Source organism: Streptomyces sp. Pv4-95 (genome assembly GCF_045782725.1).
Classification (GTDB): Bacteria; Actinomycetota; Actinomycetes; order Streptomycetales; family Streptomycetaceae; genus Streptomyces.
Genome location: NZ_CP127172.1, coordinates 3139251 through 3152415, shown reverse-complemented (window position 1 = coordinate 3152415; position 13165 = coordinate 3139251). Strand labels below are relative to the sequence as shown.

The following is a 13165-nucleotide window of genomic DNA, read 5'->3' as shown; positions in this document are numbered from 1 at the left end:
GACGGTGTCCGAAGCCGGCTCCCTCCGGGCGCCGCAGCCACGCGGCAGCATCGGCCGCTCCGTACGCGACTCGCTGGTGGTCGCCAAGCGGAATCTGATCCGGATGGTGCGCATCCCCGAAGTGGTGATCTTCGGGCTGATCCAGCCGATCATGTTCGTGGTGCTGTTCACGTACGTCTTCGGCGGCTCCATCAACATCCCAGGCGCCCCGGTGGGCGACGCCCAGGCGTACCGCGAGTTCCTGATGGCCGGCATCTTCGCGCAGACCGTCACCTTCGCCACCGCGGGCGCCGGCGCGGGGATCGCCGACGACATGCACAAGGGCCTGATCGACCGGTTCCGGTCGCTGCCGATGTCCCGCGGCGCGGTGCTCACCGGCCGTACCCTCGCCGACCTCGTGCAGACCGCGCTGACGCTGGTGGTCCTGGCCGCCGTGGCGCTGCTCATCGGCTGGCGCACCCACGAGAACATGGCGGAGGTGCTGGCGGGCTTCGCGCTGCTGCTCCTGCTCGGCTACGCCTTCTCCTGGATCGGCGCGCTGATCGGCCTCACGGTGCGGACGCCCGAGGCGGCCACGTCCGGCGGGCTGATCTGGCTGTTCCCGCTGACCTTCATCTCCAACGCGTTCGTTCCGGTCAACGGCATGCCGACGTTCCTCCAGCACGTCGCGGAGTGGAACCCGTTCAGCGCGACCGTGGCCGCGGCCCGTGAGCTGTTCGGCAACACCATCGCGGGGGTGCCGAAGTCGGTGACCGGTGCCTGGCCGATGGACCACCCGATCATCGCCTCGGTGATCTGGTCCATCGTGATCATCGTGGTCTTCCGGACACTGGCGGTGCGCAAGTACCGGTCGGCGACGGCCTGACGCCCGAAGCCGCACCGGACGCAGCGAAGCGGCGGCCCGGAGCCTCTCGGGCTCCGGGCCGCCGCTTCGTCCGTGGGACGCCGGGGCTCAGCCCGTGTACGGCTTGGCGTCGAGGATCTTCACGGCGGCCTTCTTGCCGTTCGGGAGCTCGTACTCCGCGTTGGCGCCGACCTTCTTGCCGTTCACGCCCTCGCCCAGCGGCGACTGCGGGGAGTAGGTCTCGATGTCCGAGCTCGCATACTCCCGCGAGGCCAGCAGGAAGGTAAGGGTGTCGTCCGGGTCTCCGTCGAACGCGATGGTGACAACCGCACCGGGGGCCACGACGCCGCTGGCGGCAGGAGCCTCGCCGACCTTCGCGGTCTGCAGCAGCTGCGTGAGCTGGCGAACCCGAAGCTCCTGCTTGCCCTGCTCCTCCTTGGCCGCGTGGTACCCGGCGTTCTCCTTCAGGTCACCTTCCTCGCGGGCCGCCGCGATCTTTTCGGTGATCTCGGCGCGTGCGGGACCAGACAGGTGCTCCAGCTCGGCCTTGAGCTGGTCATACGCCTCCTGGGTCAGCCAGGTGACGTTCTCGCTGGTCTGGGTCACAGGTGCTCCTCGTCGGTACTGGGGATAAATCAAACGCCCTACCAGGAAGACTTGCGCCTTCACGGGTGGGCGAAACCACGAGCCTAACAATTCCGGCACAAAACGGGGAAGAGGAAATTTACAGGGAACGCACAGGAACGCGTCTTCGCTGATCAGAGGCGGTCGGAAGCCGCCTCGCCCGGCCCCGTGCGTCGGGCATGCCGGACGCACGGGGCGGGGGCCCGCGGGCGGCGTGACGGAGGTCTGCGCCCTCCACGGGAGCCGGATACGGGGCGCGGTCCGGGGCCTGTCCCGGGGGCACCTGGGTCGGTCCGGGGCCTGCCGCGGCCCCGGGGCCGGTCAGCCGCTGCCGGACGCCGTACAGCCGACGAGCACCGCGTTCGTCGCACGCTTCGTCGTGCGCAGCGTGATCTCCTGGTCGACCTGCTGGGTGCGCTGGTCGATGGTGACGTCCTTGCGGGCCACCTCGGAGCCGTCCTCGGCCTGCGAGCGGAGCGTGCACACGCCCGTGTCGCCCTCGCCCTTGATCACTTCCAGGTGCACCTTGATGGCGTGGTCCGACACCGCGTCCCAGCCGATCACCCGCGCGCTGAGGTCCTGGCCGGCGATGTACGAGGCGCCGATCCAGCCGAGCACCCCGAGCAGCGCGACGCCGAGCACCGCTCCGATGATCTTGAGCTTGCGATCCGCGCGGGCGTCCGCGGAGCGGCCGTAGCGTCCGTCCGGGAGCTTTTCGCGCGCCGCCGTCATGATCTTTCCTCCTGGTACGGGGGCCCGGGGCGGTCGGAACCCCGGAGGTCCCCTGCCCAGGGAATACAGTGCCCCCTCGCTTCGGTCACTATAGGAGGCACCTTCTCCGGCCTTTCACTGAGGATCGAGTCTTGACTGAGCAGCTGCGATTGATGGCCGTCCACGCCCACCCCGACGACGAGTCGAGCAAGGGTGCGGCGACCATGGCCAAGTACGTGTCCGAGGGGGTGGACGTGCTGGTCGCCACCTGCACAGGCGGTGAGCGAGGTTCCATCCTCAACCCCAAACTCCAGGGCGACCCGTACATCGAGGAGAACATCCACGAGGTACGGAAGAAGGAGATGGACGAGGCCCGGGAGATCCTGGGCGTCAAGCAGGAGTGGCTGGGCTTCGTCGACTCGGGCCTGCCCGAGGGCGACCCGCTGCCGCCGCTGCCCGAGGGCTGCTTCGCGCTGCAGGACGTCGAGGCCGCGGCCGAGCCGCTGGTGAAGCTGATCCGGGAGTTCAAGCCGCAGGTCATGACGACCTACGACGAGAACGGCGGCTACCCGCACCCGGATCACATCATGACCCACAAGATCACGATGGTGGCCTTCGAGGCGGCCGGCGACCCGGAGAAGTACCCGCAGGCCGGCGAGCCCTGGCAGCCCCAGAAGCTCTACTACAACCAGGGCTTCAACCGGCCGCGCACCGTCGCGCTGCACGAGGCGCTGCTGGAGCGGGGCATGGAGTCGCCCTACGGCGAGTGGCTGGAGCGCTGGAAGCAGTTCGAGCAGCGCGAGCGCACGCTGACGACGTACGTGCCCTGCGCGGACTACTTCGAGATCCGCGACAAGGCGCTGATCGCGCACGCCACCCAGATCGACCCCGACGGCGGCTGGTTCCGGGTACCGATGGACATCCAGCGCGAGGTCTGGCCGACCGAGGAGTACGAGCTGGCGAAGTCGCTCGTGGACACTTCCCTCCCCGAGGACGACCTCTTCGCGGGCATCCGCAACAATTGAGCCCATGATGAGCGCGACAAGCACCCTCGCCATGACGCACTTCGTCACCCTTGCCGACAGCTTCGACAAGAACAAGGTGACCCCCGGCGTCCTCGGCTTCATCGTCTTCGCGATCATCGGCGGTGCCGTTTGGCTGCTGATGAAGTCCATGAACAAGCAGATGAAGAAGGTGGACTTCGAGGAGCAGCCCGAGGAGGGGGAGACGGCCACGACCGCCTCCGCCGCCCCGGCGGCCCCGAAGCCGAAGGCCGGCTGACGCCTCCGGCGGCTCGCTGACCGCGCGGTCAGCGAGCCGGGCGGAGCGCCGGAGCACCCTTGGCCGGGGACGTCACTCGGCGGGGGTCTGCGTGACGGGCACCCCCATGACCTCTCGCGCGTGGCGGTTGGGCACCATGCCGAGCTGCCATGCCTGCCACCCCGTTTCCGGCTCCACGCCGCGTTCCAGCAGCAGCGTGAAGGTCTCCGCGCAGTCCTCCAGCTTGGAATCCCGAGCGGGATGCCCCTCCCGCACCAGCTGTGCCAGCTCTTCCTGTGCGACGGCCGTGCCCACCACGGAACCGCCCGGTGAGGCGAACGGCAGCAGCGTGCAGCGCAGGAAGCGCGCCCAGTCCTCACCGCGCCGGTCGCCGTAGCCGGCGAATATCTGCGCCGCCTCGTCGGCCAGCTCCAGTGCCTGGGCCGTGCGGCCGTTGCCCGCGTCGATGATCACCAGTTCCAGGCAGGACCATGCCTCGCCGTGCGGCACCCCGATCCGCTGGAAGTCCTTGCGGGCGTCCTGCAGCAACTGACGGGCGAAGCCGCTGTTGCGCAGCGAGCCGGTCTGCGCCGCCCGCAGATCGCGGGTCACCCGCCCCGAATGGTGCCGTGCACAGGCCAGGCCATAGCCGTCCTGCATCCGGCTGAACATCGTGCGCGAGCGCTCCAGCTGGCGCAGCGCGGCGTCGTGCTCGCCGCGCTCCTCCAGGGCCTGGCCGAGGTAGTACATCGTCCAGGCCTCGCCCCGGGCGTCCTCGTGCTGGTGGTGCAGGGGCAGCGCTTGGCGGAGCTGATCGACGGCCGGCCCCGGATCGCCGTCCACCAGCCGGCCGCGCGCCAGCTGCGTCATCGCCCAGGCCGCGCCGCGCTCGTCGTGGGTGCGGCCGTACAGCTCCATCGCGGAGTGCAACGCGGCGTCCGCCCGAGGCACATCGCCCATCCGCAGATACACCTGGCCGAGCTGGAAATGGGCCCACGCCTGGCCGTGCACGCTCTCGCTCTCCTCGTGCAGCGCCAGGGCCTCGCGCAGCAGCTCCAGAGCCTCGGCGATCCGCGCCCGGTCCCGCTCGACCGCGGCGAGCGCGTGCAGCGTCCAGGCCCGGTCTCCGTGCATGTCGGTGCCGGACTGCATGCCCAGCGCCTCCCGCAGCTTTGCCGCGGCGTCGGTCAGGTTTCCCTGCTGCTGGAGGGTGATCCCCAGGTCGCGCAGCGCGCGGGCGGCGCCCGCCGGATGCTGCGCCTCGAAATACAGGTCCACCACCGACGACAGCGTCGTCCGAGCCGTGTCCAGCTCGCCCAACTGCCGGGCCGCCACGCCCGTACGCCACTGCACCGAGCGGACCAGCAGCCCCTGGCCGACGGCCCGGGTCAGCTCGCTCAGCTCGCCCAGGCGGTAGAGATCCCCGCGCAGCAGGCAGTAGTCGGCCAGGGCGCCGAGCAGATGCGAGACCGCCGCCTGGTCGACGTCCTGGTCGGCGTGCCGCAGCGCGGCGGTGATGAAGCTGGACTCGTCGTCCAGCCACTGCAGGGCGGCGTCCAGGGAGGTGAAGCCGTGCGAACCGAAGCGGTCGGCGCGCGTGGACGTACGGCCGTCGACGAGGCGGATCACCGAGTCGGCCAGCTCCGCGTAGCCCCGGATCAGCCGCTCCTGGGCCGCGCCGCGCTCACCCGGCTCCTCCTCGTCCACCAGTCGGGCGTGCGCGAAGCGGTGGACCAGCGCGTGCAGCCGGTAGCGCTCGCCGCGCACATGCTCGACCAGGCCGGCCTTCGCGAGGGTGGACAGATGACGCTCCGCCTCGGGGACCTCGACGCCCAGCAGCGCCGCCGCGGCTGCCGCGCCCAGCGAGGCGTGCCCCACCAGGGCCAGCCGTCGCAGCAGCCGCCGGGCAGCCTCCGACTGGTCGGCGTAGCGAAGGCCCAGGGCCCGTTCGACCGGTGCCACCGGCCCGCGGGCCGCCAGGTCCGCTGCCAGTGAGGCAGGGGTGCGCGAGCCCAGCGAGGAGCCCGCCACCCGCAGGGCCAGCGGCAGGCCCGCACACAGCTCGGAGATCTCGTCGATCGCCCGGGAGTCGTAGGGGCCGGCCTCGCCCGCCGCCTCGTCGGGCGGAGTGGCGGCCCGCAGCAGCTCTTCGGTGCCCGCCGCGTCGAGCGGGCCCACCGGCAGATGATGCACCCAAGCCTGGAGGTCCTCCGGCAGCTCCAGCGGCGTCCGGGAGGTGACGAGCACCAGGCTGTCGGAGTGGTCCGGTACCAGCGTCCGTACCTGCTCCGGATCCGAGGCGTCGTCCAGCAGCACCGTCACCGGGAGGCCGGTCAGATGCTGGTGATAGAGGTCGGTCAGCCGCTTGACGTGCTGTTCCTGGGAGGGGCGTTCGCGGAAGAGCAGCTGCTCGCGCGGTGCGCCCAGCCGGTTGAGCAGGTGCAGCAGCGCGTCCCGCGTCGGCAGCGGCACCTCGCCGGGCGTCTCGCCGCGCAGATCCACCACGCACGCCCCGCGGAACTGATCCCGCAGCTGGTGGGCCGCCCGCACGGCCAGCGCCGTACGTCCCGAGCCCGGCTCGCCGTGCAGCACCACCACCGTCGGCCGGGTCTCGGTGCTCGCGCGGGCGGCGTGCACCCACTGGGCGATCTGCGTCAGCTGCGCCCGCCGGCCCGCGAACGGGGCATCCGCGCGCGGCAGTTGGGAGAAGGACTGCTCCAGTACGGACCGCTGGCGGGCGGCCGCGCTGCGGTCCGTCCCGCGCAGCTGCGGCACCACCCGGCCGGCGTTCGCGGCGACCGATCCCCACGCGCTCGCATTCTTCCCGGCGGGAGGGCCCCCGGCGGACGCCGAGGCGCCGCCACGGGCCGCCGCCGCCAGCATCCGCTGCTGGTCAAGGAACGGCCGGATGCCACGCACCTCGAAGGCCGTCAGCCACTGGAGCCGCAGCTGCTCCAGGCCGCCGGGCTGCCCCCGCATGCCCGCCTGCCGATGGGCGGCCGGCCAGTGTCCTGCCGTCAGCTTCACGACCGTGGCGGCGGCACCCGCCACCACCACGGCGGATCCCGCGCCCAGTGCGGCGCCGCCGCCCGTGCCGTAGGCCAGGTCCGTGCCGAAGGCGGCCAGCGCCGCGACGGCCGTCGCCACCGCAGGGGTGGCCAGCTCCTTGCGCGACAGCCGCTCGCTCAGCGGCCGGTGGCCTGCCGCGGTCTCGTCCAGCGCCCGGACGTACTCGGCGTACTCCTCGGACGCGGCGCCGGCCAGATCCTCCAGTGCCGCCCGCGCTCTGCCGAGCAGCGTGCCGCCGTCGAGCCGGCCGCCCGAGCGCCGCACCTCTTCCTCGACGGCCCGCGCCAACAGCCCGTCCGCTTCGGCCCGGTGGCCCTCACGCAGCACAGCCAGTGAGCCCGGCATGTGTGTCCCCCTCCAGCAGTTCCGGCAATTCAGCAGTTCCAGCGGTCTTTGGACCTCAGCGTGCTCCCGCTGACCCCCGGTGGTCGTGCACGGCCCGACCCGCTCCGGAAGGTCGCCGCAGGCCCGCGGCCACGCCCCGGCGGTGATCGCCGCCGTACGCACAGTGTTCCCCGTCCACGCGAATTACGGCAGGGCTGTGGATAACTCCCTCCGCTCCCGACTCCGGGACCCCGGTTGGGAGAGGATGGCCGTATGCCGAACCGCCTGGCCCATGAGACGTCCCCGTATCTGCTCCAGCACGCCGACAACCCGGTCGACTGGTGGCCGTGGTCCACCGACGCGTTCGAGGAGGCGCGGCGGCGCGGTGTGCCGGTGCTGCTCAGCGTCGGCTACAGCTCCTGCCACTGGTGCCATGTCATGGCCCACGAGAGCTTCGAGGACGCGGCCACCGCCGCCCTGCTCAACGAGCACTTCGTGTCCGTCAAGGTCGACCGCGAGGAGCGGCCGGACGTCGACGCCGTCTACATGGAGGCCGTTCAGGCCGCGACCGGCCAGGGCGGCTGGCCCATGACCGTCTTCCTCACCCCCGACGCAGAGCCGTTCTACTTCGGTACGTACTTCCCGCCCGAGCCCCGCCATGGCATGCCCTCCTTCGCGCAGGTCCTGGAGGGCGTGCGCAGCGCGTGGGCCGACCGCCGCGAGGAGGTCGGCGAGGTCGCCGCCCGGATCGTGGCCGATCTGGCGGGGCGTTCGCTGTCGGCGACGCTGCCCGCGGGCGATCAGCGGACGCCGGCCCCGGAGGACCTGCACGCCGCCTTGATGGGCCTGACCCGCGAATTCGACGCGACCCGCGGCGGATTCGGCGGCGCGCCCAAGTTCCCGCCGTCCATGGCGCTGGAATTCCTGCTCCGCCACCACGCACGGACCGGTTCCGCGGCGGCCCTGGAAATGGTGCAGGCCACCGGCGAGGCCATGGCCCGCGGCGGCATCTACGACCAGCTCGGCGGCGGCTTCGCCCGCTACGCCGTGGACGCGACGTGGACCGTTCCGCACTTCGAGAAGATGCTCTACGACAACGCCCTGCTGTGCCGGACCTACGCCCACCTCTGGCGGGCCGACGGCTCGGACCTCGCCCGCCGCGTGGCGATCGAGACCGCCGATTTCATGGTCCGCGAGCTGCGTACGGCGCAGGGCGGCTTCGCCTCCGCGCTCGACGCGGACAGCGACGACGGCACCGGCAAGCACGTCGAGGGCGCCTACTACGTCTGGACGCCGGAGCAGCTGCGCGCGGTGCTCGGTGACAAGGACGCGGAGTTCGCCGCCGAGGCGTTCGGCGTCACCGAGGAGGGCACCTTCGAGGAGGGCGCCTCCGTCCTCCAACTCCCCGCGACCGATGACCCGGTGGACGACGAGCGGCTGCTGTCGGTCAGGCGCCGGCTGCTGGCGGCGCGGGAGGAGCGGGAGCGGCCGGGCCGGGACGACAAGATCGTCGCCTCCTGGAACGGGCTGGCCATCGCCGCGCTCGCCGAGACCGGCGCCTACTTCGACCGCCCGGACCTGATCCAGGCGGCCACCGACGCGGCCGACCTGCTGGTCCGGGTCCACATGGACTGGCAGGCCCGGCTGCACCGCACCTCCCGTGACGGCACGCCCGGCGCCAACTCCGGTGTCCTGGAGGACTACGCGAACGTCGCCGAGGGCTTCCTGGCGCTGGCCTCGGTCACCGGGGAGGGCGTCTGGGTGGACTTCGCCGGCTTCTTCCTGGACACCGTGCTCGTCCAGTTCACCGCCGAGGACGGTGCGCTCTACGACACCGCCGCCGACGCCGAGGCACTGATCCGCCGCCCGCAGGACCCGACCGACAACGCCACGCCCTCCGGCTGGACGGCGGCGGCCGGCGCCCTGCTGTCGTACGCCGCCCTGACCGGCAGCTCCCTCCACCGGGATGCCGCGGAGCGGGCCCTGGGAATCGTCACGGCGCTCAGTGCCCGCGCCCCCCGGTTCATCGGCTGGGGACTGGCCGTCGGCGAGGCGGCGCTGGACGGGCCGCGGGAGGTCGCCGTCGTCGGCGCGCCCGGCGACCCGGCCACCGCCGCGCTGCACCGCGCCGCCCTGCTGGGCACCGCCCCCGGTGCGGTCGTCGCCCTCGGCGAACCCGGCTCGGACGACGCCGGCCAGGTACCGCTCCTGATGGAGCGGCCCCTGGTGGACGGGCAGCCGGCCGCCTACGTGTGCCGCCGCTTCACCTGTGAGCGGCCCACGACCGACCCGGCGGAACTGGCGGAGCGACTGCGGCCGTAAGGGGCGCGGGTCACCTGGTGGGGCGCGCGGTTCTCCGCGCCGCTCCCGTGGGTGGTGATTCGGTCGGCGTGACGCTCCCGGGCGGGTGGCCCCCCCGGAGCCCGTCCCGCCGGGCCTCACACGGTCAGTCCGCGAGCCAGGACGTCCATCGTCTGGTGGATCAGGTCTTCCAGGCGGGTGGTGCAGCCGTCCTCGGCCCAGTGCAGCAGCGCCTCCTGAAGGCCCGCGACCGCGGCCGCGCCGATGACGCGCAGGTGCAGGTCATCGGCCGGGCGGCCGGTGCGCTCGGCCAGGATGGCGCTGATCGTCGCGGTGTCCCGGGCGGTCATCTCCGCCGTGCGGCCGCGGATCGCCGGGACGTCGCGGATCAGGCGGCCGCGCCGGCGGAGGTCGGTGCGGTCCTGGCCGGCGAGCTCGCGCAACGCGGCGAGGGCGCCGTGCCGGAGCGAGTCGACCACCGGCTCGTCGTGCGGGCGGGCGCGGATGCCGGCCTCCAGCAGCGCGTCGTACTCGTCCGTCAGCACGATGTCCTCCTTGGTGGGGAAGTACCGGAAGAACGTGCTGAGTGAGACGTCCGCTGCCTCGGCGATCCGGCCGACGGGGGTCGCTTCGTACCCCAGCTCCTCGAAGAGCCGGTAGGCGGCCCGGCGGATCGCCCGGCGGGTCTTGATCTTCTTGCGTTCGCGCAGCCCGGGTTTCGGGGTGCCGGACGGGGTGGTGGCGAAGGCGCGGGCGGGGACCATGGACGTCATTCTCGGTGAGGGCGCCGCGACTGTTCCTCGGCCTGCGGGGCGGTGCGCGGCGCGTGCGGTGGTACCGCGGTCGCCGCCCCCTCTCCTGCCGGTCCGGTGATCGCGCTCCCGCACTGCCCGTCTCCGGCCCGTCCACGAAACCCGGCTTGTCAGTGGCGTGTGTCACGCTGTGGCGAGTGGTCGGTCACGCACGGTGAACATAAGGGTGGGGGTCGGTGTGCGACCTGGGGTTCTTGTGGGTTTCCTGCTCGCCGCCGTGTGGGGTGGCGGGGGCTGCGCGTTCGGCGCCGTTGGTCGGGATTTCGCCGTGGTGCCGGACGTCCCGGTGGCCTGGGTACGGCGCGTGGCCGCCGCCATGAGGCCGCGGCCACGGTGGCGCGGGAGAGGGGAGCCGGCCCGGAGGCGGGCGGGCTCAGCTGCGCGAATACGCCACCAGGGAGATGCCGACGTAGTGGACCACGAAGGCCGCCAGCGTCAGGGAGTGGAAGACCTCGTGGAAGCCGAACCACTGCGGTGAGGGATTGGGGCGCTTGATTCCGTAGATCACGCCACCGGCGCTGTAGAGCAGCCCGCCGACGATGACGAGGACGAGGACGGCGACTCCGCCCGCGTGCAGGAAGTCGGGGAGGAAGAAGACGGCGGCCCAGCCCATGGCGATGTAGCAGGGGGTGTAGAGCCAGCGTGGTGCGCCGACCCAGAAGACGCGGAAGAGGATGCCGCCCAGTGCGGCGCCCCAGACCGACCACAGCAGCGTCTGGCCGCGGGTGCCGGGCACGAGGAGCACCGTGAGCGGCGTATAGGTGCCCGCGATGATCAGGAAGATGTTGGCGTGGTCGAGGCGGCGCAGCACGCCGTCGGCCCGCGGGCCCCAGTTGCCGCGGTGATAGAGGGCGCTGGTGCCGAAGAGCAGGCACGCGCTGAGCGCGAAGACGGCGCAGGCCAGGCGGCCGCGGGTGCTGTCGGCGAGTGCGGTGAGGACGATGCCGGCGAGCAGCACCGCGGGGAACATTCCGGCGTGCAGCCAGCCGCGCAGTTTCGGTTTGAGCGGCGCGGCGGCCGCGGCGACTGCGGCGACCGCTTCTGCCGTGTGAGGCACGCGGGAAGAGTGGCTCTCGGTGGCGTCGGGCGCGGAAGTCATGGCGGCAATGCTATCTACGCCACCGTAAGTTACGGATTCGTCCTGAAGTGGTGACGGTCACGAAAGCGCCCTCTGGACAGAACTCGCTCAGGGTCGGATGATCAAATGAGTGCGGTCGGCACCGGATGAGCGGTCACGAAGCATCCGGGTCGCGGCCCCCAAGGGGCAGACATTTCAAGATCAGCGGATCCATCCCGGGGCAATCCGGGCAGCAATCCGTCCATACCCCTCATCTAGGAGCGATCGTGGCGCGCGACAACGCGGCTCCCTCAGCCCAGCCCTCCGACAAACCCGCCGGGGGCGCCTCCCTCCCGACCCGTCACCAGGGCCTCATCGCCTGGGTCGACGAGATCGCAGCGATCACCCGGCCCGACCGGGTCGTCTGGTGCGACGGCTCGGAGTCGGAGTACGAGCGGCTGGCCGAAGAGCTCGTCGACAAGGGCACGTTCAAGAAGCTCGACCCGATCAAGCGACCCAACTCGTACTACGCCGCCTCCGACCCCACCGACGTCGCGCGGGTCGAGGACCGCACCTTCATCTGCTCCGAGAAGGAGGAGGACGCCGGCCCGACCAACCACTGGAAGGCCCCCGCCGAGATGCGGGAGATCTTCACCGGTGAGCAGGGCGTCTTCCGCGGCTCGATGCGCGGCCGGACGATGTACGTCGTCCCGTTCTGCATGGGCCCGCTCGGCTCCGACCTGTCCGCCATCGGCGTGGAGATCACCGACTCCGCGTACGTCGCCGTCTCGATGCGCACCATGACGCGCATGGGGCAGCCGGTCCTCGACGAACTCGGCGAGGACGGCTTCTTCGTCAAGGCGGTGCACACCCTCGGCGCGCCGCTGGCCGAGGGCGAGGCCGATGTTCCGTGGCCGTGCAACTCCACCAAGTACATCTCGCACTTCCCCGAGGCCCGCGAGATCTGGTCCTTCGGCTCCGGCTACGGCGGCAACGCCCTGCTCGGCAAGAAGTGCTACGCGCTGCGCATCGCCTCCGTCATGGCGCGTGACGAGGGCTGGCTCGCCGAGCACATGCTGATCCTCAAGCTCACCCCGCCGCAGGGTGAGGCCAAGTACGTCGCCGCCGCCTTCCCGAGCGCCTGTGGCAAGACCAACCTCGCGATGCTGGAGCCCACGATCTCCGGCTGGACGGTCGAGACCATCGGCGACGACATCGCCTGGATGCGCTTCGGTGAGGACGGCCGCCTCTACGCCATCAACCCCGAGGCCGGCTTCTTCGGCGTCGCGCCCGGCACCGGCGAGCACACCAACGCCAATGCCATGAAGACGCTGTGGGGCAACTCCGTCTTCACCAACGTCGCGCTCACCGACGACGGCGACGTCTGGTGGGAGGGCATGACCGAAGAGCTGCCCGCCCACCTCACGGACTGGAAGGGCAACGAGTGGACCCCGGCGTCCGAGACGCCGGCGGCCCACCCCAACGCCCGCTTCACCGTCCCGGCCGGCCAGTGCCCGATCATCGCGCCCGAGTGGGAGGACCCCAAGGGCGTGCCGATCTCGGCGATCCTCTTCGGCGGCCGCCGCGCCAGCGCGGTGCCGCTCGTGACCGAGTCGCTCACCTGGCAGCACGGCGTCTTCCTCGGCGCCAACGTCGCCAGTGAGAAGACCGCCGCGGCCGAGGGCAAGGTCGGCGAGCTGCGCCGCGACCCGTTCGCCATGCTGCCGTTCTGCGGCTACAACATGGGCGACTACATGGGTCACTGGGTCAAGGTCGGGCAGGATGCCGCGCGGGCGGGCGCCGGGGACCGGCTGCCGAAGATCTACTACGTCAACTGGTTCCGCAAGGACGACAAGGGCCGCTTCGTGTGGCCGGGCTTCGGCGAGAACAGCCGGGTGCTCAAGTGGATCGTCGAGCGGCTGGAGGGCACGGCCGAGGGTGTCGAGACGCCCATCGGCGTGCTCCCGGCGAAGGGCTCGCTGGACACCGACGGCCTCGATCTGGAAGAGGCCGACCTGGACTTCCTGCTCACCGTCGACAAGGACGTGTGGCGCGAGGAGGCGGCGCTGATCCCCGAGCACCTCAACACCTTCGGTGACCACACGCCGAAGGAGCTGTGGGACGAGTACCGCGCGCTGGTCCAGCGCCTCGGCTAGTCACCGC

10 protein-coding genes are annotated in these 13165 nt (G+C 71.6%); 5 read left to right on the top strand and 5 right to left on the bottom strand.

The genetic code is table 11. The features are described from left to right. The first annotated feature begins 4 nt into the window (after positions 1-4). The gene (locus QOM21_RS13800; protein WP_407555664.1) at positions 5-865 is read left to right on the top strand and encodes an ABC transporter permease; all 861 of its coding nucleotides are present in this window, start codon (positions 5-7) and stop codon (positions 863-865) included. Between the two features lie 87 nt (positions 866-952). On the opposite strand, the gene greA is transcribed toward QOM21_RS13800, so the two are convergent. Beyond that, positions 953-1450, bottom strand: a complete 498-nt coding sequence (greA, locus tag QOM21_RS13795; protein WP_407550193.1) for a transcription elongation factor GreA — start codon at positions 1448-1450, stop codon at positions 953-955. 339 nt (positions 1451-1789) lie between these two features. Next, positions 1790-2200 (bottom strand): DUF4307 domain-containing protein, encoded by a 411-nt coding sequence (locus tag QOM21_RS13790; RefSeq protein WP_407550192.1) that lies wholly within the window; start codon positions 2198-2200, stop codon positions 1790-1792. Between the two features lie 131 nt (positions 2201-2331). On the opposite strand from QOM21_RS13790, the gene mca reads away from it, so the two are divergent. Next, positions 2332-3204 (top strand): mycothiol conjugate amidase Mca, encoded by an 873-nt coding sequence (gene mca, locus QOM21_RS13785; RefSeq protein WP_407550191.1) that lies wholly within the window; start codon positions 2332-2334, stop codon positions 3202-3204. A 4-nt stretch (positions 3205-3208) separates the two neighbouring features. Continuing rightward, positions 3209-3460 (top strand): hypothetical protein, encoded by a 252-nt coding sequence (locus QOM21_RS13780; RefSeq protein ID WP_407550190.1) that lies wholly within the window; start codon positions 3209-3211, stop codon positions 3458-3460. A 72-nt stretch (positions 3461-3532) separates the two neighbouring features. Here QOM21_RS13780 and QOM21_RS13775 read toward each other — a convergent pair whose 3' ends face one another. Then, a complete protein-coding gene (locus tag QOM21_RS13775) occupies positions 3533-6853 on the bottom strand; it encodes a tetratricopeptide repeat protein (RefSeq protein WP_407550189.1) in 3321 nt (1106 codons plus the stop codon). Between the two features lie 252 nt (positions 6854-7105). On the opposite strand from QOM21_RS13775, the gene QOM21_RS13770 reads away from it, so the two are divergent. Beyond that, on the top strand, positions 7106-9154 hold the full coding sequence (locus tag QOM21_RS13770; RefSeq protein WP_407550188.1) for a thioredoxin domain-containing protein: 2049 nt from the start codon (positions 7106-7108) through the stop codon (positions 9152-9154). 116 nt (positions 9155-9270) lie between these two features. Here the strand turns inward: QOM21_RS13770 and QOM21_RS13765 are convergent, their stop codons facing one another. Together QOM21_RS13765 and trhA are read right to left on the bottom strand one after the other, a co-directional pair. Then, positions 9271-9897 (bottom strand): TetR family transcriptional regulator, encoded by a 627-nt coding sequence (locus tag QOM21_RS13765; protein WP_407550187.1) that lies wholly within the window; start codon positions 9895-9897, stop codon positions 9271-9273. Positions 9898-10318: 421 nt separating this feature from the next. Further along, complete coding sequence (trhA, locus tag QOM21_RS13760; RefSeq protein ID WP_407550186.1) at positions 10319-11044, bottom strand: PAQR family membrane homeostasis protein TrhA; 726 nt, start codon at positions 11042-11044, stop codon at positions 10319-10321. Positions 11045-11289: 245 nt separating this feature from the next. Here trhA and QOM21_RS13755 point away from each other — a divergent pair, with 245 nt between their 5' ends. Next, positions 11290-13158, top strand: coding sequence for a phosphoenolpyruvate carboxykinase (GTP) (locus QOM21_RS13755; protein ID WP_407550185.1), 1869 nt, complete (start codon positions 11290-11292; stop codon positions 13156-13158). The last annotated feature ends 7 nt before the right edge of the window (positions 13159-13165 follow it).

Excerpts from the sequence above, each read along its gene's own strand:
- QOM21_RS13790 (WP_407550192.1), bottom strand. The coding sequence starts at position 2,200 with ATGACGGCGGCGCGCGAAAAGCTCCCGGACGGACGCTACGGCCGCTCC.
- QOM21_RS13780 (WP_407550190.1), top strand. The coding sequence starts at position 3,209 with ATGATGAGCGCGACAAGCACCCTCGCCATGACGCACTTCGTCACCCTT.
- QOM21_RS13775 (WP_407550189.1), bottom strand. The coding sequence starts at position 6,853 with ATGCCGGGCTCACTGGCTGTGCTGCGTGAGGGCCACCGGGCCGAAGCG.
- QOM21_RS13770 (WP_407550188.1), top strand. The coding sequence starts at position 7,106 with ATGCCGAACCGCCTGGCCCATGAGACGTCCCCGTATCTGCTCCAGCAC.
- QOM21_RS13765 (WP_407550187.1), bottom strand. The coding sequence starts at position 9,897 with ATGGTCCCCGCCCGCGCCTTCGCCACCACCCCGTCCGGCACCCCGAAA.
- trhA (WP_407550186.1), bottom strand. The coding sequence starts at position 11,044 with ATGACTTCCGCGCCCGACGCCACCGAGAGCCACTCTTCCCGCGTGCCT.